The following is a 26,281-nucleotide window of genomic DNA, read 5'->3' on the forward strand; positions in this document are numbered from 1 at the left end:
CTGTTACGGTGTCCATTTATATAAAATAATCTCATGATAGACTGGGTCATAAATTTCATCTGATGTGAATGTTCTTACCTTCTCGAGCTCTCCGCTTAGGTCATAACCCTGGGAACGGAATCCGTCTACAACACTGTTGGTAAGATAAACTGTCTTACCTTTATATAACCCCTTGTCATGAAGGAAATTCCTGTATGTATAGATTCGTTTATGGAGATAAGGCATTTCGAGATACTGAAGCACTCTCGTTTCTTCCCATGTATACAGGATGAAATCCCCCGGTTGCTCCTCCAGATAATGAGCAAGCTGATAGACCGCCGGCTCGTTTGCGACCTGATTCTGTATATAACTTGAAGAGAAAATTGCCTGGGCAATGATAACCAAAACTACGAGAAGGCTCGCGTATGTCTCTGCCCTTTTTTTAAAAAAGACAATAAGGCCAATAAACACCAGCAATAGCGCCAGCGGCAGTATATGCCTTGGCTTATCGATATTCTGGGCAAAAAAAGCCCAAACACTGTAAGCGAGGAGCAGTAACATCCCGAGCAGAAGAGTGTTTTTCCCTTGAACGATGTCTTTCGTCTGAAAGGTTTCTTCCCTCTTAAAAATGTTTTCCTTCTGTACAGTATTTTCCTTCTGATCCGCGTTTTTCTTCTGAAAAGTATCTTCTTTATGAACAGTGTATTCTTTTTGAACGCTGTTTTTCTTATAATCTTTTTTATTTAATGCCGGCAAAAATAGAACTATGCCGATAACTATATATAATACCATCAAAACAGTTGTTCGTGAAAAGATTCCCCACCATAATATGTTGGTAAACAGGAATGCTTTCAGCCTGGCCAGGAAAGAGAGTTCATTTGTTGCGGAGGTACCGCCCCATTCCTGGAAATGCCCGCCGGTAAATCCAAAAGCCAACTCCAGGAAGCTGGTTAATCCTCCTTCGGAAATAACCAGGCCGCCGACCCAGATCAACTGGAACAATCCAGCAATGATCACATATTTGATTACCCCGCCAAAGGCAATCTCCTGTTTTGTATATTTTTTATACAGTAGATAAAGGATTCCGATTCCCATTGGAATATAGCTCAGCCTGATCCCCAAAAGGATACTGAATAAAATCAGGGGAAGCAGCATCCATTTCCCTGCCGGTCTGGATTCAGCGGCTGTGATACTCCAGAAGTACCACCAAAACGCAGCAAGTGCCGCCCCCTCCGACATTGGCTGGTTCACGATGATCAGAGGATAACTGGCAGTATACAGGACAGCCGCAAGAAGTATCGCATTTGTCCTGCTTAAGCTTCTTGCCCCGATTAAATACACAGGCAGGATGGAACTGGCATACACTAACACATTGAAAAGAACCAGAGCCTGACTTGGCTGGTTGACCAAATACTTCAGGAGCATTCCGCCCAATATAAAGTAGGGATATCCCGGGAAATGCGGCTGCATTGCGCGAAGGTCAAACCTTTCCAAAGCCAGGGTAAAGTCAACTTGATCCCATGAGGCGACAAATGGATTAAGTGAGTTCAACTGGAGGACGAAAATGTAAAGGACCGCCAATGAACTCAGTCCAGGAATGACCACTCTTTTCATTTTTTCTGAATTCATCATTTTACACCAACTAACTTCCACCTTTTTTACGTATGAAAAAAGTACAAGGATATTCCCTGTACTTTTCCGGAGAGAGGAGCGTAAAGCCTCGAATAGAATGGTCTATTTAACTTGTGGATTCAAAACTACTTTCTTATTCTCAGCAGCCTTCTTTTCAACAGCCTTTTCTTTCTTAGAGCTGCGTGATGAAGTCAGCAGGAAGATTGCAGCAAAGTATCCGATATAAGCAATGACTTCTTCAATTGAAGGCATTGATGAGTATCCGAACAGCGCCTTCAGGAATATGCCCACATCGCCTGAGATAAGCGGTGCGACGCCAGTATCACGCAGATAATGTGCATAATCGATCGGGTGTTCAGGCAATAGCCATGTAATATCGTACACATGGTACATTACGCTGCCTATGATGTTGACATCCTGCATCATTGAGATCGCCTGAACAAGCAACCCGGCAGAAATCAGGATGATGAATGCGCCAGTGATCTGGAAGAAGGTCTTAAGCTTAACCTTCATCGTTCCTTTGAAGAACATGTATGAAACGGCGAACGCAATCAGTGTTCCCGTGATTGCTCCCCATCCCTGCATGGCAGCACCGATGTTACCTCCAGTGATTGCTGCAAAGAAGAATACAGTCTCGATACCTTCACGCAAGACGACAAGGAATGAATGGATGACCATGCCGACAATGTTACCAGTAGAAATGAACTTGTTCATTTTGCCTTCCATATTGCCTTTAAGATCTTTACTGTGGCTTGCCATCCAGAATACCATCTGGGTCAAGAGGACGGTCGACACAATCATGATCCCTATTTTCAGGTAAATCTCACTGCCCATCGCTGCAAATCCGGTGAATACTACCTGGAACAGGATCGCTACCCCGATGCTTGCAAGGATTGCAAGTGCTGCCCCTAGCCATACATACTTCGTATACTTGGGATTACCTGTCCTCTTTAAGTATGTTGTGATGATTCCAATGATTAATAGCGCTTCCAATACTTCACGAAATGTGATCAGTAAAGCTTGAACTTCCATCGCTGATTCTCCCCTCTCCAAGGTGTCATCTAGATTTATGGTCTTCTTCTTTTTATACCAATAACAACAATCGCACCAATGACTGCAACTATCAGGATCAATGGAATCCAGTTACGGATATTCGATCGATCTGTCCAGTCCTTTTTCCCAGTGCCTTCTTGTTCTTCTGTTTCTGTAAAATGGCCTACTTCCAGGCTGGGAAGATCGAATTCGGCTTGCAAGGAATTCAGGATTGCCTCTTTCTTTTCTTTAAAAACTTCTATATCAGAGGGCTTCTTCCCGACTCCAAAGAGTCCTGGATTTCCTAGTGCTTCTAATGCAGCATCAAAGTCGGCTTTTATTTCCTTGTCTGCTTCAGGATTATTTGCCTCAACCTTTGGTGATAACGCTTGATATGTAGCATATCCCTTCGCAAGAAGCTTCTTTGAAGTATCATACTCCTCAAAGCTCTTCTCGATGCTTTCAAGTCTTCTCGCAACATTCAATACAAGTAGTTTTTCCATATTCTGAATCGTTGCTTCTTTATCTTCTTCATTTATACTTTCCAAGATCACTTCACCTGGCTCAGTTCCCATGTGCATATCAACTTCTTCTTTAACCGTTTCAAACAGGGATTTCGCCGCCGAGAAGTTTGGAGGGTTTTCATCCAGCTTCAACTGCATTTCCTTATAGACCTCCGCGACTTTCTCTTCATTGGGATCACCATATGAATAAGCACTGGCAGTCTGTGGAATGCCGTTAATGAGAATTAATATCAATGAAAAACAAAAAAATATAACTTTTTTCATCTGCTGTTTCCCTCCTACAATGATAATGATAATGATTATCATTTTGATTGTCAATCATATTTGATAACCGTCACTTTATTGTCACTATTTTCACTGCTTCTAAGTTGAGATTTCTTTTCTCCAGCAACTTTTGAAACCGGCCTGGCCATTTCCCGATACACGGCGGGCACGACATTCGTCATATATTTTTTGAATGAGATAAACGATGTCCCAGTTGTCCTTACTCTGTATTGTATTGGTACTTCCAGAACCCTGAATCCCTTTCTGACAAGGTTCAGCGTCAACACTTGAGCGTAATTGTAATCATGGATGATTTCGGCATGCTGTAGCACATTTCGCGAAAACGCCCTCATCCCGGATTGGCCATCATACAGCCACTTCCTCAACAAGAATGTTTGCAGGAAGGTGAAAAAATAGTTCCCCATCCTGCGGTGAAATTTCATCCCTTTTATACTGCCCATAAATCGGGAACCCATCGTATAATCTGCTTCCCCATTAAGGATGGGTTTGACTATGTCAGGAATCTGCCATGCCGGGTACTCTCCATCTGCATCGATCATCACCCCGACATCAGCCCCCATGAGGTAACATTCTTCTATCCCTTTACGGACCGCGGCGCCCAGGCCGCGGTTTTCTTCAAAGCTTATTATATGGTCGGCGCCAGCTTTTTTCGCTTCCGCTACAGTACCGTCCGTCGAACCATCATCTATGATCAAAACCTCCACTTTGTCCGCTCCTGCGAAACTGCGCGGGATATTTTCAATTACTTCCGCAATGGATTCTTCTTCGTTGAAAGCTGGCAAAAATACGATAACTTTACTCACTTGCATTCTCATCCTTCTCTGCTTTTATTGCATCCATTAAAACCTTTCCCCTGCTGCTGGCTGGATAAGGTGCACCCATCAAGTAGGAAATCGTTGGTGCCAGTGAAACCAGGCTGTGCTTTTCCTGCACCTTATTTCCTTTGGCAATATGCGGTCCATGCATGAAAAATGGAACAAACCTTTCTCCTTCATCCAGGTGTCCGTGACCGCCGATGCCATCAGCCTGGCCGTGGTCCGCACAGACAACAAGTGTCGTGTTCTCCATCTTCCCTTCTGCTTCCAGCCATTGAACAAACTCCTTGATCAGCGCATCAGCCTCTTCGATTTTTTCAATATAATCATCATAAAGAACGCCGCGGCTGTGGCCAACCTGATCCGTACCGATCATCTGGACGATAAATAAATCTGGATCCTGTTCATCCATGATCTTTCTTGCCCGCGCAAGCATGTTTGTGTCCGCTTTATCCTTATGCATGACAGCAGTCACGGTCTCGACATCACTGCCCATCGCATCAACGAGGTGAGCAATGCCAAGGAGCCGCCCTCTTTTGCCCACCTTGCGAAGCGAGTCAAATATTGTTTCTGTATTAACTCCCAGCCTGTAGACCATATTCGATTTAATGCCATGTTCAAACGGATAGGTTCCAGTGAACATCGAACTAAAGCAAACAACAGTCCTAGCAGGGTATACAGTTTCCATATTCAAATACTCAGTACCATTTTCTTTTAACTGATCGAGAAACGGTGTATTTGCTTCATAAAAGCGTTCCTTGCGCATTCCATCAATCACGATGACAATGACCTTATCCGACAGGCCATTTTCTGGCACTTCAGGTCCAACGTCCTTCGTATAGCTTTCATATCCCTTTGGCTTCCAGTCGAATAAATATCGGTGCAGGATAAAGGCAAAAAGAAGAACAAAGCCGTAAAATATTGCAATATCAAAGAACGGCACATTTGCATCGGCGGTTAGAGTTCTGAACGACATTTCCCAAATAGAGAGCAGCAGGAATACCTTCGGGAGCTGTTCCTGGGCATTCCCGCTGGTGGAGTCACTATTCTTCAGAACAAGCTTCCAAAATCTTGTGAAGTTAAGCCATGACGTACCGATCCTTAAGTGATAGTAAAGCGTTCCCCAGAAAAATACAGTAAAGAAAAAGTACAGTCCAGCCGCGAAAAGCAGCAAATGAACATTGAGTCCTGGCCAGATAATCACAAAAACGATGAATGGTATCCACAAATAGTTTCTCAAAAAAAGTGGAAAATCATAAATAAAATAGATAATGAATAGTGGAAGTACAGTAAGGAAGGCTAGTAAAAACTCCACCAAACTTTCAGGACTCCCAAACTCCCCAAGATGAAATAATACCATTGTGCCAACTGTGAAAATTGGCGTAAAAGGCTTCCCCTCATTTAGCAAATTCCAGCTTCGGGCCGCGAATTTCTCAAACTTTGAAGCACTTTTCATGATTCGTTGCCCCTTTCTCTAGTCCATTTTTTCAATAAATGCGCCGGTACAGGGTAAGCTGCCAATGCAATCCCTCCGACTATGAAAGAAAATAAATATTTCAACCCATGTGTGATGACCGCTGCTGAATAGGCATTCTCTGCAGCCATTCCATTTGCTCCTAACGCAAAAACCATAATGGCCTCATAGCTGGCAATCCCTCCGGGGGTGATTTGGAAAATCTGCCCGGCAACGGTAATGCTGTTTACCCAAATTGCCTGTACAAAGCTGATGATGCTGCCCCCATTCAGTACGACACCATAAATCACTGCAGCTTCCAGGATCCAGCTTATCAGGGTCAATCCAATGATCCAGATTCCACGCCAGCCTGTGAAAGCATTTTTCATGATGATTAATTGCCTCTTAAAGAAAGCTTGGAATCTATAGTAAAGAAGGACTGTGACAACAAAGCCAATTGCTCCGATCCATAACAGCAGCTTTCCATTCACAGGCAGCTTAAGAAAAGCCAAACCTGCTGAAGCCATTCCGAATAAAATGACCGTATCCATTACCCGGAGGACAATCACAGAATTAAACGCTTCTTGTCCGGTAATGTCAGGCTCCCTTGCTTTCATGACCCCTATCCGTGCAAAATCTCCCGCTTTGACAGGGAGGAGGTGATTCAGCAATAAGCTGTAAAACAAACCGTACATGCAGGTTGAAAGCTTTACTCTATTATTCAAATAAAGCTTCCATGCAACCCCTCTTGTAAAAAAAGCGAAGAAATAACTGGTGAAAATGAACAGCAGGATCCCAGGTTTGGTTAAAATGGCATTTATTTGTCCCATGATCATGCCCGCATCAAGAAAGTAAAACGTCATAATCAGAAATGCGATGATCAGCAGTATGGAGATCAATTTCTTAAAGGAAGTCTTCATGTTGCTCTGCCCATGCCACAGTTTCTGCAATTCCTTTGCTAAAGTCCACCTCTGGTTCATAATCAAGCAATTCACGCGCCAGGGAAATATCAGCCCAGGTCCTATCCACGTCTCCGGCACGATTTTTTTCAGTTCTGATCTTCATATCAGGATAGTAAACCCTAAGCTCGTCCAGAAGCTGGTCCATTGAAATTGGCCTGCCTGATCCAATATTGATAATGGCGCTCTGCTTCAAATTTTTCAGAGCAAGGCCCATTCCGTTCACAATGTCACCTACATATGTATAATCACGTGAACCGCCCTGGCCAAAAATCGTAATCTCTTCATTGTTTTTCAATTTCTTAATGAAGTTGGCGATTGCCATATCCGGCCTTCCCCATGGACCGTATACCGTAAAAAATCTGAGGATCTTAACATTCATCCCATAAAGATGGCCATACACATGGCAAAAGGATTCAGCGGCGTATTTTGAAGCTGCGTAAGGTGAGATAGGTTTGCCTGCGGCCATCTCTTCCCTGAACGGTACATTCTTCATCATTCCATACACAGAGGATGAAGAAGCAAAAATGACCTGCTTCACCCCAGCCATCCCGGCACCTTCAAGTACGTTAACAGTAGCCTTCACATCATAATCTATGTATTCCAGTGGACGAAGAATTGAATAGGCGACTCCCGGCAATGCTGCCAGATGCACAATGGCTTCCGGTGAAATTTCTTTGATGATGTTGATCGTTTCATCACGATCAAGGAGATTCGTTTGATAAAACTGAAAATCGCCAGCTTCTTTAATGACCTCTAGATGCTGTTTTTTTCTATCGACAGAATAGTAGGGATGCAAGTTATCGATGATTGCTATTTCATGCTGCTCCTTGAGCATTTTGACAGCAAAATGGCTGCCGATGAAACCTGCTCCGCCTGTAATTAATATCTTCAAGACCACACCTCTTTCTTCCTCAAGCCATTTTATCATAGTATTTCATGGAGAAAGCAAAAATAGAGCCGCATCGCTGCGGCTCCCATTTTTTTAAAGCAAACCATTTATTGCTGAAATTACTGCGTCGCTTTTAGCTTTTGCATCTTCCGGCTTATTTTCCGCAATCGCATTATACCATGCTTCGGCATCTGCAAAAACTGCCTGAGTTTTTTCTTCACCTAGTTTTTCAGTCATCTGGCCTTGAAGCATCTTCAGGAACATATTGCCTTCCATTGCGCCTACTTTAGCTTCTACCGCATTGCCCTCAGCAACAAGATTTGGAGCTTTTTCATAGTAGCCTTTGATTTTACCAGCGATAGCCTTTGCGAATAACGCGTTTGTCTCTGCAGCTTTGATTGTAGCAGGATCGGTCGTGTTAAGCGTGAAGAGTTTGTCTAGCTCTGCAGCAGCCGCCTCATCTCCACCGCCAAGAGATCCTTTGATTGCCTGATAAAAGCCCCATGCTTCTGCCTGCATGATGGACAATTCTTTTGAATCTTTTCCTTCTTTCGCTCCTACTTCCATCTTCTCAGCGTATGATTTTGATGCAAGGTAGTAGCTTCTGTAGATTGATTTATCGGTCACCTGAAGGAATACCTGGAAGTCTTCTGCATTTCCTGAATTAAGGGCTTCCTCCTGTGCGCTTAATCCTGAATTGATGTTTTCCACAAGGCTTGAATCTCCGCTGAGTTCATAATAATTATCACGTTTCTCAGCAGTTGGGATGAACACTTTTTCAGCTAAGTGCTGGATTTGAACGAATGCTAGATTCGCCTCTTCCTTTTTATCCTCTGCTAGAGCAGCAGCTGCTTCCTTTTGAAGCGCTTTTTGGTTTTGATAGAAATAAGATTGTGTTGTCTTATCAATTAACTGAACGGAGATGATTGGCTCCATCTCGCCGTTTTTACCTGCTGCAAGCGCTGCCTGGATGGCTTGATCAAATTCAGGAGCAAGCTCTGCTACGTCTTTTTGAAGACCTGCTTCATATTTTTCCTGGACTGTGTCCCAGTTTACTTCCTGGTCTTCCTTTGCCTTCACAAGCTCTGCCATCATGTCAGCATAAGCTGCAGCCTGCTTTGCAGCATCCGTATCCTCTATTTTTACTTCTTTTGTTTCTTCTGTGTTTTTGTCTTCTGTTTCTTTATCAGTTTCTGCTTGTTTGTTTTCCTCTGGCTTTTCAGCTGATTCGTCTCCTCCGCAAGCAGCAAGTACTGTACTCGCCATTAAAAAACTTGCAAAAACCGCTTTTAAATGCTTCTTCTTCATTGTTGAAGTCCCCCAATGTAAATGTTTTTTACGATGCTAGATTATAATTGATAATGATTTTCATTGACAGTTGTTATTATAATCGAGAATGATTTTCACTGTCAATAATCTTTATGAGAAAACTTTGACAAAGTTTTGAACACCGCATTTATTATGTCCCAAACGGGAGAATTTCTTGATTGAATGGTGTCAAAAACAAAAAAATCCCGCCATTCAAAGGAATGGCGGGATTTTTCTGAAGGATTAGATGTGTTGCTGAAGACGTCCTGCAAGTGCTTCTTTAGGCTGGAAACCGACTACTTTATCAACCGGTTGGCCATCTTTAAGGACAAGCAATGTCGGGATGCTCATGATGCCATATTGAGCTGCTGTTTGCTGATTGTCATCAACATCAAGCTTTACGATTTTTACTTTGTCGCCCATTTCTGAATCTAGTTCTTCAAGTACAGGAGCGATCATTTTACATGGGCCGCACCAAGGTGCCCAAAAGTCAACAAGCACTAGGCCTGATCCTGTTTCGTTAGCAAAAGTTGCGTCAGTAGCATGTGTAATAGCCATTTGAATGCCTCCTAAATAATCTGAATACTAACGTCAGTATATCATCGTTTACCAATTGATGCTATTTATCTGCTCTTGTTGTAATTTACCCTCTTTGCAATTGAATATTCCTGTAAAAAATGAAAAACGGACGTTGTTGACGTCCGTTTTCATGTGTTATTTTATGCATTCACTTTAAGTTTTTTGAATTCTTCAGTAAGCATTGGAATGACTTCGAATAAGTCTCCTACGATACCGTAGTCTGCAACTTTGAAAATATTTGCTTCAGGATCTTTGTTGATTGCGACAATGACCTTGGAGTTGGACATTCCGGCAAGGTGCTGGATTGCTCCTGAGATACCCGCAGCGATATATAAGTCTGGAGTTACGACTTTACCCGTCTGTCCGATTTGCAGAGAATAATCACAGTAGTCAGCATCACATGCACCACGTGAAGCTCCTACAGCTCCGCCAAGAACGTCAGCGAGTTCCTTCAGCGGCTCGAAGCCTTCTTCGCTCTTCACACCGCGGCCGCCTGCTACGACAACTTTTGCTTCTGAAAGATCTACACCTTCAGTCGCTTTGCGGACAACATCTTTAATGATCGTTCTCAAGTCTTTGATTTCTACAGAGACTGTTGAAACCTCTCCGGATTTACCTGCATCTTTTTCCAATGGAGCGATGTTGTTTGGACGGATTGTCGCAAACACTAGTCCATCAGTAACAATCTTCTTTTCAAAAGCTTTACCAGAATAGATTGGACGAGTGAAAACAAGGTTGCCGCCTGCTTCTTCAACCGCTACCGCATCCGAAATCAGGCCGGAACCCAATTTGCTTGCGATTTTAGGTGCAAGGTCTTTTCCAAGTGATGTATGGCCAAAAATGATACCTTCCGGGTTTTCCTGTTCAATCACAGCCATTAATGCTTGTGAAAAACCATCTGGTGTATATTGTGCAAGCTTGGCATCTTCTACTGCCACTACTTTGTCAGCACCATACTGGTATAGATCGTTACCTAATGAACTTACAGACTCTCCGATCAATACTCCAACTACTTCTCCGCCCTCAGCTACTGTTTTTGCAGCTGCGATTGCTTCGAAGGAAACGTTTCTAAGTTGTCCGTCACGTGCTTCTCCCAATACTAATACTTTTCTCGCCATTTGATTTACCTCCTGCGTATTTATTCTTCCTTTATGTGTTAAACGACTTTCGCTTCAGTGTGAAGCAGGTTGACAAGTTCCTTAACCTGGTCAGCAAGTTCGCCTTGAAGGACCTTTCCTGCCTCTTTTTGCGGAGGAAGATAAATTTCGATTGTCTTTGTCTTAGCTTCTACATCGTCCTCATCCAGATCAAGATCATCAAGTTCAAGCTCATCAAGCGGCTTTTTCTTTGCTTTCATGATTCCTGGAAGAGATGGATAGCGAGGCTCATTCAGCCCCTGTTGTGCAGTTACAAGAACAGGAAGGCTTGTCTCAATGACTTCTGAATCCCCTTCTACGTCTCTGGTGATAGTAGCAGTAGTTCCATTGATTTCTAGTTTTGTGATCGTTGTTACATAAGGCATTCCAAGCTGTTCAGCAACACGCGGTCCTACCTGGCCTGATCCGCCATCGATTGCGACATTTCCGCCAAGGATCAAGTCTGCTTCTTTATCCTTTAGGTATTCAGCAAGGATTTTTGCAGTTGTGAACTGGTCACCATCTTCAACGTCATCCTCGATATTGATCAATACTGCTTTGTCCGCTCCCATAGCTAACGCTGTTCGCAGCTGCTTCTCTGTTTCTTCATTGCCTACAGAAACGACAGTAACTTCGCCGCCGTGAGCATCCCTTACCTGGATTGCTTCCTCAATCGCATACTCATCATAAGGATTGATGATGAACTCAGCGCCATCTTCATTGATCTTGCCGTTTGCGATCGTGATTTTTTCTTCTGTATCGAATGTCCTTTTCATTAGAACGTAGATATTCATTTGTTCCCCTCCTAAGTATTCAAACATTTTAGCTGTTCTAAAGATTAGAAAAATTTATTTCAAAAAAATTTTGTTGCTAAAAGGTTTGCTTATCTGCCTTTAAAATCAGGCGACCTTTTTTCCAGGAATGCCTGGATTCCCTCCTGGCCGTCCTCAGACAGGAAGACATCGCCAAAGTACTTGGCTTCTTCCTTAACTCCTTTGTAAAAGGATTCATGCTTGGAATAGTTTAATAATTTAATAGCTGCCCCCAGGGAAACTGGACTCTTTTTTGCAATTTTCCCAGCAAGCTTGTATGCGTTTTCAAGCAACTGCTCCTCTGGGTAAGCATGGTTGGCCAATCCATACTGGACAGCTTCCACACCTGTGATCGGGTCGCTCGTAAACAGCATTTCGGCCGCTCTTGCAACACCCACATATCGTGGCAGACGCTGGCTGCCTGCAAAGCCTGGAATCAATCCAAGCTGCAGCTCTGGCAATCCCAATTTCGCATTTTCAGCTACCAGGCGGAAATGGCATGCCATTGCAAGCTCCAGTCCTCCACCCAATGCCGCACCGTGGATGGCAGCGATAATCGGCTTTGGATAATGCTCCATGCGCTCGAAAAGGTCCTGGCCATACTCAGCAAGCTTGGCAAAATCTTCTCCGGTTTTAATGGTGGTGAATTCTTTGATATCCGCTCCTGCAGAGAAGAACCTTCCTTCACCATGAATTAAGACTACCCTGATTCCTTCATTCCCCTCGATTTCATCCAATACTCCTGAAAGCTCCTTCAGCAGCCCGGATGCAAGGGCATTCGCCGGCGGACGGTCAATCGTAATCGTTGCGATCCTGTCCTCCGCAGACCATTTAAGATATTCCACATTTTCCCCTCCTTTTACATGAAGGCAGGTTTCGCATCATGGATCACTCCTTTCTGCGAAACATGCCTTTTCACCCTGCCTTTCCGCTTCCAGGCATTCGAAGTGCCGGAAAGTCGAAAAAGACGTGATTAAAGGACCGGTTTGGTGTCCTGGTAACCGCAGCCGTTGATCAGCAGCTGGTGTACCGCTTTAGCCAGGTCAGTAAGACTGTATTTCTGTTCATTCATTACCCATGAAGTCGCAGTTTCATCTACTGTACCAAAAATCATCTGCCTTGCAAGACGCAAATCAAGGGAGCTTGAAAACTCGCCATTCTCTATGCCTTCCAAAATGATTTTGTCGATCAGCATTAAGTAGCCCTTAAGCACCTCGTTGATTTTGTGCCTGAGATCCTTATTCGACTGCCTTAGCTCCAGCTGGGTTACAATTGCAAGATGCCGGTCATCTGATAGAATCTTGAAATGTGTTTCGACCAACATATATAATTTCTCTGTCGCTGTTTGTTTTCCTGCAATTTTTTCTTCAATACTTCCCACGAAGTAACCCATTTTCTCCTGGAACAGAGAAATCAGTATGTCTTCCTTATTCTTGAAATACAAATAAATGGTCCCATCAGCCACTCCAGCCTGCTTTGCTATTTTAGACACCTGCGCCTGGTGGTAGCCGTTTTCTGCGATAATGACCACTGCTGCGTCAATTATTTGCATATATTTCGGCCTGTTCTTCTTCATTTCTTTCACTCCCGCTCCAGGAAAAGCACAAGCATTAAATGCTACAGCGGCACACTCCCGTTTACGATTTTTTGTCTGCAATACTATTTACTGAATGAATCGTCATTCATATTTTTATAATAGTATTCACTCACACTTCTGTCAAGGAAATGTGTTTCATTTGGACAAGCCTTCTTATTCAAAAAGAAAGAGCCGATATTGGGAGCCGGCTTTTTATAATTAAGCTCGCTTCTGCTCGTCTTCCTGATTCTTTGCTTTCTCTTCATCTACCAATGCTCTTCTGAGAATTTTACCTACCGCGGTCTTTGGAAGTTCTGTCCTGAACTCATATAATCTTGGAACCTTGTATGCTGCAAGATGTTTTCGGCAATATTCATTCAGTTCTTCTTCTGTCGCTTGGGCACCATCCTTGAGAACGATATATACTTTTACCGTTTCACCCCGATAAGGGTCCGGTATTCCTGCCGCCACTACTTCCTGAACAGCTGGATGCTCATAAAGAACTTCTTCGATCTCACGCGGATAAATATTAAAGCCTCCGGCAATGATCATGTCCTTCTTCCTGTCGACAATGTAGAAATATCCTTCCTCGTCCATATAGCCAAGGTCGCCAGTCAGCAGCCAACCATCTTTGAGCACTTGCTCTGTTTCTTCCGGCCTGTTCCAGTAGCCCTTCATTACCTGCGGACCTTTGACTGCTATCTCTCCAACTTCTCCAGGAGGCAGCGGTTCACCAGTTTCCATTGATAGAACAACAGAATCGGTATCTGGCCAAGGTACGCCAATGCTCCCTTTCACACGTTTTTTGTCCCAAAGGAAATTCGCATGAGTGACTGGGGATGATTCAGTTAGTCCATATCCTTCAACAAGCTTTCCTCCAGTGATCTGTTCAAATTTCTCCTGTACCTCGACCGGCAGTGGAGCTGAACCGCTAATACAGGAATCAATTGACGATAGATCATATTTTTTCAAGTCCGGATGATTCAGCAGACCGATATAGATGGTAGGTGCCCCCGGAAACAGTGTAGGCTTCTGCTTCTGAATTGTCTTTAATGTGGTTTCAGGATCGAACTTCGGCAATAGGACCATTTTCGACCCTTGCATTACCGATAGTATCAGGACGGCTGTCATTCCATAGACATGGAAGAAAGGCAGGATTGCCAGGACGGTCTCTTCACCTTCTTTGCATTTGTAAAGCCATGCATTGCTCATTGCCGCATTCGCAATCAAGTTTTTATGAGTCAGCATGACCCCTTTCGGAAACCCAGTCGTTCCTCCGGTATATTGCAAAAGTGCCAGGTCTTCTTCAAAATCCATCTCATATTCTTTGATATTTCCAGCCGGATTTTTCATGATTTCGGTAAAAAGATGATTCTGGCCTTCATGCTTCACGTTCACGATGATTCCATATTGCTTTTTCTGGATGAATGGATAGACAAGACTTTTAGGGAAAGGAAGATAGTCCTTGATAGCGGTTACAATTACATTCTCTAAATCCGTGTTTGCGATGACCTTTGATACCCTAGGGAATAAAATGTCGAGCGTGATGATGGCTTTAGCTCCAGAGTCCTTCATCTGGTATTCAAGCTCTCTCTCCATATACAGAGGGTTTGTTTGGACGACAATTCCGCCGGCCATCAGGATTGCATAGTAACTGATGATAGACTGAGGAGTATTCGGGAGCATGATCGCTACCCTGTCCCCTTTTTCGATTCCCAGTTCCTGCAAATAAGCAGCCAGCTTTTTCGCATAGTTGTAGACTTGCTTATACGTCAGTTCTTTGCCCATGAAGTGGATTGCAATCTTCTCAGGGTATTTTTCAGCAGTATGCTTCAAATAGTCCTGGACGGTTGCCTCCTTAAGTTCCAAATGAGCAGGGATTTCTGGAGGATATTGCGACAGCCATGGCTTTTCAACTTCCATCTTGTTGCCTCCTTATTTAAAATTTTTTGAAAATTCTATCTCTCATTATAATATAATGGTCTTTTTATGACAATTAGAATAGTTTTTTGGAGGATTATAGGGACAAACTCCTAATTTAAGCGCCTGGGTCTGCTTCTTTCTATTTCTTCTATAATGCGAAAAATAAAACCTATCTTTTCTAGAGTTTTTAACTTAATTGGAGGAAAAATGAGGCTGTTGATTTCCGTTCCAGGCGCTTCGCTTTCCGCGGGGCTGGCGGTGAGCCTCCTCACCGCCTTCGGCGTCTGCGGGGTCTCACCTGTCCAGCTGATCCCGCAGGACATTGATTCTGCTTCCTCGAACCTGCCCACGCACGAGGGAAATGCGTTAGCATTTTCGGAGGAGTCTTCGCGCCTTCCACTCCAATCAACAGGATGTATAAACGAAATTTAGCTTTAGCAAAGCAAAAAAAAAACCGCCAATTATATTAAGGCGGCTTTAAATCTTTTATACAAAAAACATCATATAGATAATGCCGACTAACAGGAATATTCCACATAGAATCAGCAATATTTTAGCCAGTTTTTCCACTCTTCTAGATCCCCCTGTTAAATTCCTGCGCCGATGATATAAGACAGGCCGATTGAAATGACCATGGAGATCAGGCCTACTGCACGGTTGTCGTTTTCTATTTCTTTATCGATATTGAACTTTGGTGTCAGGAATTCAAAGATAAAGTATCCAATCAAAAGCAGGATGAAGCCAAATACTCCCCAGCTGATCATCGTGAGCAGTGAATCATGCTGATTGATGGAATGCCGGAATATATTAGCTACACCAAAGATTTTTCCGCCAGTGGCCATCGCGACGGAAATATTGCCCTTTTTGATTTCTTCCCAATTGCGATATTTGGTCACTAGTTCAAAAACAGCAAGGAATACAACGATACAGAGAATCGATACACTGTAATAACCAGCTGTCACTATAAATTCATTTTCCCAAAAATGATCCATACCCATTCTCCCTGATAAAGATTTACCCCAATGCCTATTATAAAGTGTTCACACATGAATTTGCATCTATTTAGGATTTTTTCAAAGCCTTAATAACACTACAAAGAGCGTAAACTACTTAAATTCTACTACTGTCACACCTGTTCCGCCTTCTCCTGCATCTCCGAACCTTATTTTCTTGACGGAGCGATGGTTGCGAAGGTATTCCTGGACTCCCTGTCTTAAGGCACCCGTTCCTTTTCCGTGGATGATATTGACCCTCGGATAGCCTGCCAGCAAGGCATCATCGATGTATTTCTCCACTCTCATCAGTGCATCTTCATATCGCTCACCCCTGAGGTCTAGCTCAAGGCCAACGTGGAAATCCTTGCCCTTCACGATTGCGATTGGCTTTGTTTCAACCGGCTTCGGAGTATTGATATATTCCATATCAGACTCTTTCACCTTCATCTTGAGGATGCCGATCTGGACCTGCCATTCTTTCGCATTAACGCGCTCGACAAGATGGCCTTTCTGGTCAAATGTCAGAACCTTGACCTCGTCCCCAGGCTTGAACTCGTGCTTTGCAGGTTTCGCTTTGCCGCTGCCTTTCTTCACCTGGCTTAGCTCAGGAGTCGCCTCGCTAAGGCGCCTTTTGGCGTCGATCAATTCATGCTCTTTGATTTCCGCTCCTTTTTCAAGCCGCAGCTTACGAAGGTCGCGGATGATTTCTTCCGCTTCTTCCTTCGCTTTTTCCACAATGGATGCTGCTTTTCCTTTTGCCTTTTCCGCTAGTTGCTCTTTCTTCTCATAATACTCGGCCATCTGTTTTTGCAGATCTTTATGCAGCTTTTCGGCATCCTTCAGCAGCTCGTGTGCCTCTTCACGTTCTCGTTCTGCCTGCTTCCGGCTGGATTCAAGGGAAGCAATCATATTTTCAACTTCATTGCTGTCGGCACTGATATAGGACCTTGCCGTATTGATGACAGATTCTCTCAAGCCGAGCCTCTTGGAGATTTCGAAGGCATTGCTTCGGCCCGGTACTCCAATCAATAATTTATAGGTCGGGCTCAGTGTTTCCACGTCAAATTCAACGCTGGCATTGATAACGCCTTCCCGGTTGTAGCCATATGCCTTTAACTCTGGATAGTGAGTAGTCGCGATCACTCTTGCCCCGCGCTGGTACACTTCGTCCAGTATAGAGATTGCAAGGGCGGCTCCTTCCTGAGGATCCGTTCCCGCACCCAGCTCATCGAATAATACAAGGCTATTGTGGTCAACTTTTTCAAGGATTTCCACGATATTGACCATATGGGATGAAAAAGTACTCAAACTTTGCTCGATCGATTGTTCGTCACCGATATCGGCATAAACTGATCCAAAAACAGCTACCTCAGAGCCGTCGAGAGCGGGAATCTGCAAGCCGGCCTGCGCCATCAGCGTACAAAGTCCAACTGTCTTTAAAGTCACGGTTTTACCGCCGGTATTCGGACCAGTGATGACAATCGTCGTATAATCACTGCCTAAAGTGACGCTATTAGGGACTACTTCGTCCATCGAAATCAATGGATGCCTTGCCTGAAAAAGGTTGATACGCCCCTCATCATTGACGGTTGGCTTCGAGCCCTTGATCTTGCTACCGTATCGTGCCTTTGCAAACATGAAGTCAAGCTCACCCATGATGCTGACAATATCAAGAAGCTCATCATGATTTTCGGCAGTAAGGTCAGAAAGTTCTGCCAGGATTCTTTCGATTTCCTGCTGTTCTTTCACACGGATGCTTTGAAGTTCGTTATTCAGCTGGACGACAGATTGGGGCTCAATGAACAGCGTCTGTCCTGATGAGCTTTGGTCATGGATGATCCCGCCGTAATGCCCGCGATATTCCTGTTTTACAGGAATGACAAATCGGTCGTTCCTGATGGTGATGATGGCATCGGAGAGCATTTTGGATGCGTTGGATGAACGGATCATGCTCTCCAGCTTTTCACGAACCCTTGCTTCTCGCGTACGCATCTGCTGGCGGAGTGACCTTAGTGCTTCACTCGCTCCGTCAAGAACTTCGCCTCCCTCATCGATTGCATTTCGGATCGATTCTTCCAAATGAGCGAGCACGATGATTCCCTCGGTATAGCTCAATAAAATAGGGACTTCGGTCACGTCCTGCAAATCTTCAACAAAGCGTTTCATTTGCCTGCTTGCGTGCACGGTGCTTGCCACCTGCACTAGTTCCAGAGGACTTAGCATCCCGCCAATCTGGGCTCTTTTCACATGTGGCCTTATATCATGAATGCCGCCTAACGGTACATTCCCTTTCAATCTTAGAACTTTGGCTGCTTCATCCGTCTCTTCCTGTAAACGGGATACTTCTGCGTAATCCACCGAAGGCATCAAAGCAATTGCTTTCTCCCGTCCTAACGAGGATGAGGCATGCTCAATCAGTTGGTTCCTGATTTTATCAAATTCAAGTGTTTTCAAAACTCGCTGCTGCACAAAATTTCCTCCTTCTTCTCAAGCGAAGGTTATTAGAAAAGCGTATGCGCCTTGGTCAGCCCCGACAAGCGCTGGAGGGCCTGACATTGAAGTCGTTCTTTGACTTCATTGGCAGGACCGAAATCGAAAAGTATAGCCGACTGCCCAGAAACGCAGAAACTGGAGACTCCGACAAAGAAGCGCTTTTTGCTTCTGCCGGCGGAGTTGAAGTTTCGGAGTTACTAGGAGGCGACACTAGACAATTCGAAAAGCGGAGGCGACTGCCCAACTCCGACAAGCGTTGGAGGGCCTGACAGTGAAGTCGCTCTTTGACTTCATTGGCAGGACCGAAACGTCTCGAGGAGTTAGGAGCCGCAGCTAGACAAGCGTCTCGAGGGGCTAGGCGCTGGATCTGGACATTACTCTAAGAGCATTTTATATCCCTTGTTTAGTAGTCTCTTTATTGATTTCGGCCATGCAGGAAATCAAGCAGTTCATTCAGTTCCAGTGCATTCAGAACGGATGATTCCTTGATCCAGCCTTTTCTTGCGGCTGTTACGCCTATTCCCATATGCTCCAGTGTATCCACTTTATGGGCATCCGTATTGATGACAAGCTTGACTCCTTCTTCCTGTGCTTTTCTTAAATGTTGTGATGCCAGGTCAAGCCTGTTCGGATTTGCGTTCAGTTCGAGAGCTGTATTCGTTTCTTTTGCCAGCTGAATCAGCATGTCGATATCAACTGAATATCCCTCACGCCTTCCGATCAGCCTTCCAGTCGGGTGAGCAATGATATCAACATGGGCATTGACAAGCGCCGTCTTCAAACGGTTCATGATTTTTTCGGTTGGCTGGGAAAAGGAAGAGTGAATCGATGCAATGACCAAATCAAGGTCTGCAAGCAAATCATCTTCAAAATCCAATGTACCATCCGGCAGGATATCCATTTCAATCCCTGTCAAAATCGTGAAATCATCGAATTTCTTGTTCAGTTCCTTCACTTCTTCAATTTGCTTCCTGAGGCGTTCCGGCGTCAGACCGTTCGCTACCTTCAAATACTGGGAATGATCAGTAATCGCCATGTATTTATAGCCTCTTGCGATACAATCCCTGGCCATTTCCTCGATTGAATGGCCGCCATCGCTCCATGTTGAATGCATATGAAGATCGCCTTTTATGGCATCCAGGGTTATGAGTTTCAGGTCTTCTTTATATAATTCGACTTCTGAGCCATCTTCCCTTAACTCAGGCGGAATGAAGGGCAGACCGAAATACTGGTAAAAGTCCTCTTCCGATTTGAAAGTGGTGATTTCACCTGTTTCTACATTCTCTACCCCATATTCGCTGATCTTCTCTCCTTTTTCCTTCGCAAGCTGCCTCATTCTCACATTGTGATCTTTTGAGCCGGTGAAATGGTGAAGGGCAGTTGCAAATTCCTCTGGATCAACAAGACGGAAGTCAACGTTCACATCGTAATCCAGGCCAAGAGTGACCGAAACCTTCGTATCCCCCGCTGCAATTATCTCTTTGATGTTCGGCAGCTTGACCAGTTCATCCTTTACAGCCAGGGGTTTTTTCGAAGCAATGATAAAGTCCAGATCCTTGATCGTCTCTCTCATCCTGCGCAGGCTGCCAGCTTTTGAAAATTGTTCGATATCCTCTATCTTTTGAAGATATGATTCAATTAATTCCGCAACAGGAAGCATATAGGCTAGCGGCAATCTATCTGGCCTAGTGCCAAAGTTTTCGATTGCAGCCAAAATCTTTTCTTCTGATTTCTTGCCAAAGCCTGCAAGGTCACGAATTTTCCCTGTCTTTGCCGCCTCCTCAAGATCATGGATATTCTCTACACCCAATTCTTTATACAGCTTGGCAATCTTTTTGCCGCCCATTCCTGGCAGCTGAAGAAGCGGGATTAGGCCGCTCGGTACTTCTTCCTGTAATTCCTTGAGTTCGGTTGATTGGCCTGTTTCCATGAATTCCTGAATGACACCTGCTGTGCCCTTTCCGATTCCTTTTAGCTCAGTAAGCTCGCCCATCTCGGACATGCTCCGCTCATCTCCCTCAAGAGCTGCCGCAGCCTTACGGAAAGCAGAGACCTTGAATGGGTTTTCACCTTTTAATTCCATATATATAGCAATCGTTTCAAGCAATTGTACGATATCTTTTTTATTAACAGACATGATGTCCACCTGCCTTTTAAATTTCTCGACCGGAATATGCCGGACGCAGTCATTGTCTTCTATTTTATAGAAAACAAGCCCTGCTGTGAAATCAAATGAAAAATTTCGGGGTGAAGTTTTAAAACATCCTGTTATTTAGCGGTTTTCGGTATGATCATTTCTTCCGCACAATGGCCAGGCATATGAACATCCCCATGTAAAAGAAAAAACTTCTCCGCAACAGAGAAGTTATGCAGCCATGTATTCAATCCAAAGTTGTTTGATTTGCTGAGAAAATACTGGGGTATTTTTTATGATATTTTCGGCTAAAATTGAATCGTTAAGCGGCCCCTGTATTGCCTGTATTGGCAATAAGGCAGCGATATACAGCACGATGAACAAGAGCAGGTATACTTCAACAAAACCAAGGAAACCGCCTGCCCAGACGTTCAATTGCTTAAGTACTGGAAGGTGCGCCACAAAATCGAGCATCGAACCGATGATCTGCAGCAGGATTTTCACAGCGAAGAAGATGGCCGCAAAAGCAATTGCCCGATAATATGCATCTTCTAAATTGGCATTCTCAAATAACAGATTCAAAGTCGAATTGCTGCCAAGGTTCGGATATGGAATCCACAAAGTCAGCTTTGGCGCCAACTGGTCATAATATATGTAGGCCACGATGAAGGCAGCGATGAATCCAGCCAAATGGATGGTTTGCAGGATGAACCCCCTTTTCAATCCTACAATGAAGCCAATAAGCAAAATAGCTAATACAGCAAGATCAAGCATGCATTTTTCAGTCCTTTAACCTTTTAATTTCCGCTTCGAGCGATTCAACACGATCTTTCATTTTTATGTAATCATTAACGGCATTCACAGCAGTTAATACGGCTAATTTACTAGTATCAAGTGAAGGATTCGCTGAGCCGATCTCACGCATTTTATCGTCTACCATCGAGGCAATGAGCCGGATATGGCTGGTGCTTTCTGAGCCGACTATTGTATACTGCTGTCCGTAAATATCGACAGTCGACCGATTTTTTTTTGTGTCTGACAACATTTATGCCCCCATTCATAAGAATCCTATTTTATACTATAACATGAACGTAAAAGGCTGGGAAGTATTTGCCTGTCAGATCTATATGATTTTTGGAAGAAAATGTCTAACTTTGAAAAAGTAAAACAGGGAGTGTAGAGCAATGGGAAATAGTGTCCTTCAGAAAAGTCCGGAAGAAGTCAAAAAGATGAAAGAATTTTATAGTAAATATCTAATTGATAAGCTTCCGCCTGGCAGCGTCTTTGCCGCAAAAACACCTTCCTGTGCCATCACTGCCTATAAATCAGGAAAAGTATTGTTCCAGGGTAAGGACGGAGAGGCCGAGGCAGCCAGGTGGGGAACGGCTCTGGCGCCTTCTGTTAAAAAAACAGCAGCACCGGTGCCAGGTTCCCATTTACCCAAAAATATCAGCGATATGTCCATCATAGGTTCGGACGAGGTTGGCACAGGCGACTTTTTCGGCCCTATCACTGTTGTTGCAGCTTACGTCAGGCGGCAGGATATCCCCGTATTAAAGGAACTTGGTGTCCAGGATTCAAAAAATCTCAAGGATGACAAAATCATCGAGATTGCCAGGCAGCTTGTCACCTTTCTGCCCCACAGCCTGCTGACTCTGCATAATGAAAAGTACAACCAGATGCAGATGAAAGGCATGTCCCAGGGAAAAATGAAAGCTTTACTGCATAACCAGGCAATCAACCATGTGCTTGATAAAATTGCCCCTGAAAAGCCTGAAGCGATTTTGATCGATGAATTTGCAAAAGAGCAGATCTATTACGCCCACCTGAAAGGTCAAAGAAAGATTATCAGGGAAAACGTGCTGTTCAGCACAAAAGCAGAAGGAATCCATCTAGGTGTCGCGGCAGCGTCGATGATCGCCCGCTACGCCTTTGTCCGCCATTTCGAAAACCTTAGCAAACGCGCAGGCTTCACGATTCCAAAAGGTGCTGGCGCAGCTGTCGATAAAGCAGCAGCACGGCTCATCCTCGATAAAGGTATAGATGTACTGCCAGAATTCGTTAAACTTCATTTCGCCAATACGGAAAAAGCGAAGAAGATTGCGAGAATATAAACGATTTGAACCATATGAAAAAGGCAGCCCGCGGGCTGCCTTTTAAATTTATCCTCTTAATACTGCCCCAGCTTTTTCTTCAAGAGCTGCAAGTACCTTATTGTGTGCTTTTGCAATGTCTTCATCTGTCAGTGTTTTTTCCGGATCGAAGTATTTCAGGGAGAATGCCAGTGATTTCTTGCCTTCTTCCATTTTCTCACCTTCGTAAAGGTCGAAAACATTTACTTCTTTTAATAAAGATCCACCAGCTTCAGTGATGATCTTCTCCAGATCGCCGGCAGCAGTTCCTTTTTCAACAACAAGGGCAATATCCCTTGTGATGGACGGGAAGCGCGGGATTGCTGTGTACTGAAGCGGCGCTGTTTCTGCTTCTAATAATGCTTTTAGGGATAACTCGAATACATACGTTTCTTTCAGGTCAAGTGCTTTCTGCTGAGTTGGATGAACCTGGCCGATGAAACCGATGGCATTGCCATTAAGCAGAATTTCAGCGGTACGCCCTGGGTGCAATCCGTCAAGCTCAGCCTTCACGAAACCTAACTGGCGCTCGAGGCCCAGCTTTGCGAATAAGCCTTCAACGATGCCTTTAAGGACGAAGAAATCAACAGACTTCTTTTCTCCCTGCCATGGATGGCTTTCCCACAGGCCAGTAATGGCTGCAGCAAGATGTTCACGCTCTTCTGGAAGCTCTTCACTGTTGTTTTTCAGGAAAACAGCACCAGTTTCATATACAGCTACACTGTCAATCTGGCGGGCATTATTGTATTTTAATACTTCAAGCAGCTGGGGCACGATGCTCAATCGCAACAGGCTGCGATCTTCACTCATTGGCATCGCCAGTTCAACAGGCTCGCGCTTATCCAATGCATATTGGGTTGCCTTCTCTGCACTAGTCAGGGAATACGTAACGGCCTGGTAAAGACCCGCACCTTCCATGTAGCGGCGGACAACACGGCGCTTTTTCTGGTACTCCGATAAATGCCCTGGCGTTGATGGACCTTCAGGAAGGGTTGTCGGCAGATTGTCGTATCCATATAGACGGCCAACTTCTTCGACTAAATCCTCTTCAATCGTGATATCCCCACGGCGAGTAGGAACTGTTACTGTAATGATGTCATTATCAACAGATGTTTCGAACTTCAGGCGGGCAAAAATATCCTCAACCTGCTTCATTTCAAGGTCTGTTCCCAATACTTTATTGATCTTTCCCAGGGTGGTTGAAACAACAGCTGGCTTCACATCAAGCGAATCTGCTTCGACTTTGCCTCCAAGTACTTCTCCTCCAGCCAGTTCAATCAAAAGCTGGGCAGCGCGTTCTGCCGCTGGGCGCACTCTCGCTGGATCTACACCTTTTTCATAGCGTGAGCTTGCTTCGCTTCGTAAACCATGGTCCTTCGAAGCCTTGCGGATCGCCCCGCCTGTAAAATAAGCGGACTCAAGCAGGACAGTCGTTGTATCGTTGCCTACCTCGGAATTCGCTCCGCCCATGACACCAGCAAGTGCCACTGGCTCTGATCCGTTCGTGATAACTAGGTGATCAGGTGTCAAAGTGCGTTTAACATCATCCAGCGTTTCGATCACTTCGCCATCTTTTGCGCGACGGACCAGGATTTCTTTTGATCCCAATTTATCGTAATCGAATGCGTGAAGCGGCTGGCCGTACTCCAATAAGATAAAGTTCGTGATATCAACTACATTATTGTGAGGGCGGATGCCTGCAGCCATCAATCTTGTTTGCAGCCAGACCGGTGAAGGACCAACCTTGACATTCTTGATTACTTTCGCAACGTATAGAGGATTATCTTCTTTCGCTTCGACATTTACGCTGATATAGTCACTAGCCTGCTCTGAAGAAGTTTCAGGCTGTGGATTAGGAAGCTTGATCTCCTTGCCAAGAATCGCTCCAACCTCATATGCAACACCAAGCATGCTCATCGCATCAGCACGGTTTGGCGTCAAGCCAAGCTCAAGGATTTCGTCATCTCTGTTAAGGACTTCTAGCGCGTCCTGGCCGATTTCTGTGTCAGGAGTGAAATTGTAAATACCCTCAGCATACTCTTTCGGCGCAAGTTTGCCTTCAATACCAAGCTCCTGAAGCGAGCAAATCATCCCATGGGATTCCTCACCGCGAAGCTTTGCCTTTTTAATTTTGAAGTTCCCTGGTAAAACTGCACCAACTGTTGCAACTGCTACCTTCTGTCCTTTGCCGACATTTGGCGCGCCGCAGATAATCTGGACTGTCTCACCGTTTCCAAGGTCAACGAGTGTTTTGTTAAGTTTTTCTGCATTTGGGTGCTTTTCGCATTCAAGCACATGGCCGACAACTACGCCCTTCAAACCCTCATTTAATTTTTCAACGCCTTCTACTTCGATACCGCTTTTCGTGATTTTTTCAGCGAGCTCTTCAGCAGATACGCCTTCCAAATCGATATATTCCTGCAGCCATTTATATGATACCAACATGGTTTTACCCTCCTAATACTTATTCTTCAACTGAAAATTGCTTCAAGAAACGGACATCGTTTGTATAGAAATGACGGATGTCATCTACTCCATACTTGAGCATCGCGATACGCTCAGGTCCCATTCCGAATGCAAATCCGGTGTATTTCTTCGAATCATAGCCGGCCATTTCCAATACGTTCGGATGGACCATCCCTGCTCCGAGGATCTCAATCCAGCCAGTTCCCTTACATACACTGCAGCCGGATCCGCCGCAGATTTTGCAGGAAATATCCATTTCGACAGATGGCTCAGTGAAAGGGAAGAAACTTGGGCGCAGACGGATTTCGCGGTCTTCGCCAAACATTTTCTTTGCAAAAACTTCTAGTGTACCTTTAAGATCGCTCATTCTCACGTTCTCATCGACGACAAGTCCCTCAATCTGCATGAACTGATGAGAGTGTGTCGCATCATCGTTATCACGGCGATATACCTTGCCCGGGCAAATGATTTTAACAGGCCCCTTTCCCTGATGCTTTTCCATCGTCCTTGCCTGAACAGGGGATGTATGTGTGCGCATCAATGTTTCTTCTGTGATATAGAAGGAATCCTGCATATCACGCGCTGGATGTCCCTTAGGAAGGTTCAATGCTTCAAAGTTATAATAGTCTTTTTCAACTTCAGGGCCTTCTTCCACTGTGTAACCCATGCCGATGAAAAGATCTTCAATTTCTTCAATGATGCTCGTAAGCGGATGATGGCTGCCAGTCTTCACAGGTCTGCCAGGAAGGGTAATATCAATTTCTTCAGCTGCCAATTGTTTTTGGACAGCTGCTTCCTCAAGCTCTTTTTGCTTCACTTCGATTTGGCCTGAAATGGCATCGCGGACTTCGTTGGCCAGGGCACCCATTTTCGGCCTTTCTTCAGCCGATAATTTGCCCATTCCTTTTAAAACTTCAGTGATTGGACCCTTCTTTCCAAGATAGGAAACGCGAATATCATTCAATTCTTTAAGGTCAGCTGCTGCAGCCACTTTTTCAAGTGCCTCAGCCTGCAGTTCTTTTAAACGATCCTGCATGTTAAATCCTCCTTCAATTTCTTCTTTTTTGAACACAAAAAGACCTCATCCCAGATAAAGGGACGAGGTCTATGGTTTCGCGGTACCACCCTTTTTAACAGGCAATACAGTTATGTATTA

23 protein-coding genes and 1 other annotated feature (1 of these 24 running past the window's edge) are annotated in these 26,281 nt (G+C 44.5%); of the genes, 2 read left to right on the forward strand and 21 right to left on the reverse strand.

What is annotated here, in order from left to right; translation table 11 throughout:
- Positions 1 to 3: 3 nt before the first annotated feature.
- The 16 genes from RH061_RS17355 to RH061_RS17430 all read right to left on the reverse strand — a co-directional run bounded on the left by RH061_RS17355 (position 4) and on the right by RH061_RS17430 (position 18,369).
- Positions 4 to 1,611, reverse strand: coding sequence for a glycosyltransferase family protein (locus RH061_RS17355; protein WP_311072047.1), 1,608 nt, complete (start codon positions 1,609 to 1,611; stop codon positions 4 to 6).
- A 102-nt stretch (positions 1,612 to 1,713) separates the two neighbouring features.
- Complete coding sequence (locus tag RH061_RS17360; RefSeq protein ID WP_311072049.1) at positions 1,714 to 2,643, reverse strand: FTR1 family iron permease; 930 nt, start codon at positions 2,641 to 2,643, stop codon at positions 1,714 to 1,716.
- A 35-nt stretch (positions 2,644 to 2,678) separates the two neighbouring features.
- Positions 2,679 to 3,431 carry a hypothetical protein gene (locus RH061_RS17365; RefSeq protein WP_311072051.1) on the reverse strand — a complete coding sequence of 251 codons (753 nt, stop codon included), beginning with the start codon at positions 3,429 to 3,431 and terminating at the stop codon, positions 2,679 to 2,681.
- Positions 3,432 to 3,481: 50 nt separating this feature from the next.
- Positions 3,482 to 4,261, reverse strand: a complete 780-nt coding sequence (locus RH061_RS17370) for a glycosyltransferase family 2 protein (RefSeq protein WP_311072053.1) — start codon at positions 4,259 to 4,261, stop codon at positions 3,482 to 3,484.
- Positions 4,248 to 5,723, reverse strand: a complete 1,476-nt coding sequence (locus RH061_RS17375) for an alkaline phosphatase family protein (RefSeq protein ID WP_311072055.1) — start codon at positions 5,721 to 5,723, stop codon at positions 4,248 to 4,250. Before RH061_RS17375 ends, RH061_RS17370 begins: the two co-directional genes overlap by 14 nt.
- Positions 5,720 to 6,640 (reverse strand): lysylphosphatidylglycerol synthase transmembrane domain-containing protein, encoded by a 921-nt coding sequence (locus tag RH061_RS17380; protein ID WP_311072057.1) that lies wholly within the window; start codon positions 6,638 to 6,640, stop codon positions 5,720 to 5,722. Before RH061_RS17380 ends, RH061_RS17375 begins: the two co-directional genes overlap by 4 nt.
- Positions 6,624 to 7,574, reverse strand: coding sequence for an NAD-dependent epimerase/dehydratase family protein (locus RH061_RS17385; RefSeq protein ID WP_311072058.1), 951 nt, complete (start codon positions 7,572 to 7,574; stop codon positions 6,624 to 6,626). The genes RH061_RS17380 and RH061_RS17385 overlap by 17 nt, the downstream gene beginning before the upstream one ends.
- Before the next feature lie 90 nt (positions 7,575 to 7,664).
- Complete coding sequence (locus tag RH061_RS17390; protein WP_311072061.1) at positions 7,665 to 8,879, reverse strand: hypothetical protein; 1,215 nt, start codon at positions 8,877 to 8,879, stop codon at positions 7,665 to 7,667.
- A 243-nt stretch (positions 8,880 to 9,122) separates the two neighbouring features.
- Positions 9,123 to 9,437, reverse strand: a complete 315-nt coding sequence (gene trxA, locus RH061_RS17395) for a thioredoxin (RefSeq protein WP_023627075.1) — start codon at positions 9,435 to 9,437, stop codon at positions 9,123 to 9,125.
- Positions 9,438 to 9,598: 161 nt separating this feature from the next.
- Positions 9,599 to 10,576, reverse strand: coding sequence for an electron transfer flavoprotein subunit alpha/FixB family protein (locus RH061_RS17400; RefSeq protein WP_311072063.1), 978 nt, complete (start codon positions 10,574 to 10,576; stop codon positions 9,599 to 9,601).
- Between the two features lie 38 nt (positions 10,577 to 10,614).
- Positions 10,615 to 11,388 carry an electron transfer flavoprotein subunit beta/FixA family protein gene (locus tag RH061_RS17405; protein WP_214740293.1) on the reverse strand — a complete coding sequence of 258 codons (774 nt, stop codon included), beginning with the start codon at positions 11,386 to 11,388 and terminating at the stop codon, positions 10,615 to 10,617.
- Between the two features lie 89 nt (positions 11,389 to 11,477).
- Positions 11,478 to 12,251 carry an enoyl-CoA hydratase gene (locus RH061_RS17410; RefSeq protein ID WP_311072066.1) on the reverse strand — a complete coding sequence of 258 codons (774 nt, stop codon included), beginning with the start codon at positions 12,249 to 12,251 and terminating at the stop codon, positions 11,478 to 11,480.
- 128 nt (positions 12,252 to 12,379) lie between these two features.
- Positions 12,380 to 12,982 carry a fatty acid metabolism transcriptional regulator FadR gene (locus RH061_RS17415; protein ID WP_102263803.1) on the reverse strand — a complete coding sequence of 201 codons (603 nt, stop codon included), beginning with the start codon at positions 12,980 to 12,982 and terminating at the stop codon, positions 12,380 to 12,382.
- Positions 12,983 to 13,201: 219 nt separating this feature from the next.
- Positions 13,202 to 14,905 (reverse strand): long-chain-fatty-acid--CoA ligase, encoded by a 1,704-nt coding sequence (locus tag RH061_RS17420; protein WP_311072068.1) that lies wholly within the window; start codon positions 14,903 to 14,905, stop codon positions 13,202 to 13,204.
- Between the two features lie 587 nt (positions 14,906 to 15,492).
- Positions 15,493 to 15,897: a DUF350 domain-containing protein gene (locus RH061_RS17425; RefSeq protein WP_192471451.1), complete on the reverse strand. Its 405-nt coding sequence runs from the start codon at positions 15,895 to 15,897 to the stop codon at positions 15,493 to 15,495.
- Positions 15,898 to 16,011: 114 nt separating this feature from the next.
- Positions 16,012 to 18,369 carry an endonuclease MutS2 gene (locus RH061_RS17430; RefSeq protein WP_311072071.1) on the reverse strand — a complete coding sequence of 786 codons (2,358 nt, stop codon included), beginning with the start codon at positions 18,367 to 18,369 and terminating at the stop codon, positions 16,012 to 16,014.
- 86 nt (positions 18,370 to 18,455) lie between these two features.
- Here RH061_RS17430 and RH061_RS17435 point away from each other — a divergent pair, with 86 nt between their 5' ends.
- Positions 18,456 to 18,662: a hypothetical protein gene (locus RH061_RS17435; protein WP_311072073.1), complete on the forward strand. Its 207-nt coding sequence runs from the start codon at positions 18,456 to 18,458 to the stop codon at positions 18,660 to 18,662.
- A 146-nt stretch (positions 18,663 to 18,808) separates the two neighbouring features.
- On the opposite strand, the gene polX is transcribed toward RH061_RS17435, so the two are convergent.
- From polX to zapA, 3 genes are all read right to left on the reverse strand, one after another.
- Positions 18,809 to 20,530 carry a DNA polymerase/3'-5' exonuclease PolX gene (polX, locus tag RH061_RS17440; protein WP_311072074.1) on the reverse strand — a complete coding sequence of 574 codons (1,722 nt, stop codon included), beginning with the start codon at positions 20,528 to 20,530 and terminating at the stop codon, positions 18,809 to 18,811.
- Positions 20,531 to 20,758: 228 nt separating this feature from the next.
- Complete coding sequence (locus RH061_RS17445; protein ID WP_311072076.1) at positions 20,759 to 21,301, reverse strand: CvpA family protein; 543 nt, start codon at positions 21,299 to 21,301, stop codon at positions 20,759 to 20,761.
- Positions 21,302 to 21,308: 7 nt separating this feature from the next.
- On the reverse strand, positions 21,309 to 21,569 hold the full coding sequence (zapA, locus tag RH061_RS17450) for a cell division protein ZapA (protein ID WP_192471538.1): 261 nt from the start codon (positions 21,567 to 21,569) through the stop codon (positions 21,309 to 21,311).
- Between the two features lie 142 nt (positions 21,570 to 21,711).
- Between zapA and rnhC the strand changes: the two genes are divergently transcribed.
- On the forward strand, positions 21,712 to 22,641 hold the full coding sequence (gene rnhC, locus RH061_RS17455; protein WP_311072077.1) for a ribonuclease HIII: 930 nt from the start codon (positions 21,712 to 21,714) through the stop codon (positions 22,639 to 22,641).
- A gap of 48 nt (positions 22,642 to 22,689) precedes the next feature.
- Here rnhC and pheT read toward each other — a convergent pair whose 3' ends face one another.
- Entirely contained in the window at positions 22,690 to 25,104 is a 2,415-nt protein-coding gene (pheT, locus tag RH061_RS17460) for a phenylalanine--tRNA ligase subunit beta (protein WP_311072078.1), read from the reverse strand.
- 19 nt (positions 25,105 to 25,123) lie between these two features.
- Complete coding sequence (pheS, locus tag RH061_RS17465) at positions 25,124 to 26,161, reverse strand: phenylalanine--tRNA ligase subunit alpha (protein WP_311072079.1); 1,038 nt, start codon at positions 26,159 to 26,161, stop codon at positions 25,124 to 25,126.
- A gap of 55 nt (positions 26,162 to 26,216) precedes the next feature.
- Positions 26,217 to 26,281: a binding site (T-box leader), on the reverse strand (it continues 181 nt past the right edge of the window).

Origin of the sequence: Mesobacillus jeotgali, assembly GCF_031759225.1 — a bacterium.
Lineage (GTDB): Bacteria > Bacillota > Bacilli > Bacillales > Cytobacillaceae > Mesobacillus > Mesobacillus jeotgali_B.

Coding starts and splice junctions, on each gene's coding strand:
- RH061_RS17355 (WP_311072047.1), bottom strand. CDS start 1,611: ATGATGAATTCAGAAAAAATGAAAAGAGTGGTCATTCCTGGACTGAGT.
- RH061_RS17360 (WP_311072049.1), bottom strand. CDS start 2,643: ATGGAAGTTCAAGCTTTACTGATCACATTTCGTGAAGTATTGGAAGCG.
- RH061_RS17365 (WP_311072051.1), bottom strand. CDS start 3,431: ATGAAAAAAGTTATATTTTTTTGTTTTTCATTGATATTAATTCTCATT.
- RH061_RS17370 (WP_311072053.1), bottom strand. CDS start 4,261: ATGCAAGTGAGTAAAGTTATCGTATTTTTGCCAGCTTTCAACGAAGAA.
- RH061_RS17375 (WP_311072055.1), bottom strand. CDS start 5,723: ATGAAAAGTGCTTCAAAGTTTGAGAAATTCGCGGCCCGAAGCTGGAAT.
- RH061_RS17380 (WP_311072057.1), bottom strand. CDS start 6,640: ATGAAGACTTCCTTTAAGAAATTGATCTCCATACTGCTGATCATCGCA.
- RH061_RS17390 (WP_311072061.1), bottom strand. CDS start 8,879: ATGAAGAAGAAGCATTTAAAAGCGGTTTTTGCAAGTTTTTTAATGGCG.
- trxA (WP_023627075.1), bottom strand. CDS start 9,437: ATGGCTATTACACATGCTACTGACGCAACTTTTGCTAACGAAACAGGA.
- RH061_RS17400 (WP_311072063.1), bottom strand. CDS start 10,576: ATGGCGAGAAAAGTATTAGTATTGGGAGAAGCACGTGACGGACAACTT.
- RH061_RS17405 (WP_214740293.1), bottom strand. CDS start 11,388: ATGAATATCTACGTTCTAATGAAAAGGACATTCGATACAGAAGAAAAA.
- RH061_RS17415 (WP_102263803.1), bottom strand. CDS start 12,982: ATGAAGAAGAACAGGCCGAAATATATGCAAATAATTGACGCAGCAGTG.
- RH061_RS17420 (WP_311072068.1), bottom strand. CDS start 14,905: ATGGAAGTTGAAAAGCCATGGCTGTCGCAATATCCTCCAGAAATCCCT.
- RH061_RS17425 (WP_192471451.1), bottom strand. CDS start 15,897: ATGGATCATTTTTGGGAAAATGAATTTATAGTGACAGCTGGTTATTAC.
- polX (WP_311072074.1), bottom strand. CDS start 20,530: ATGTCTGTTAATAAAAAAGATATCGTACAATTGCTTGAAACGATTGCT.
- RH061_RS17445 (WP_311072076.1), bottom strand. CDS start 21,301: ATGCTTGATCTTGCTGTATTAGCTATTTTGCTTATTGGCTTCATTGTA.
- rnhC (WP_311072077.1), top strand. CDS start 21,712: ATGGGAAATAGTGTCCTTCAGAAAAGTCCGGAAGAAGTCAAAAAGATG.
- pheT (WP_311072078.1), bottom strand. CDS start 25,104: ATGTTGGTATCATATAAATGGCTGCAGGAATATATCGATTTGGAAGGC.
- pheS (WP_311072079.1), bottom strand. CDS start 26,161: ATGCAGGATCGTTTAAAAGAACTGCAGGCTGAGGCACTTGAAAAAGTG.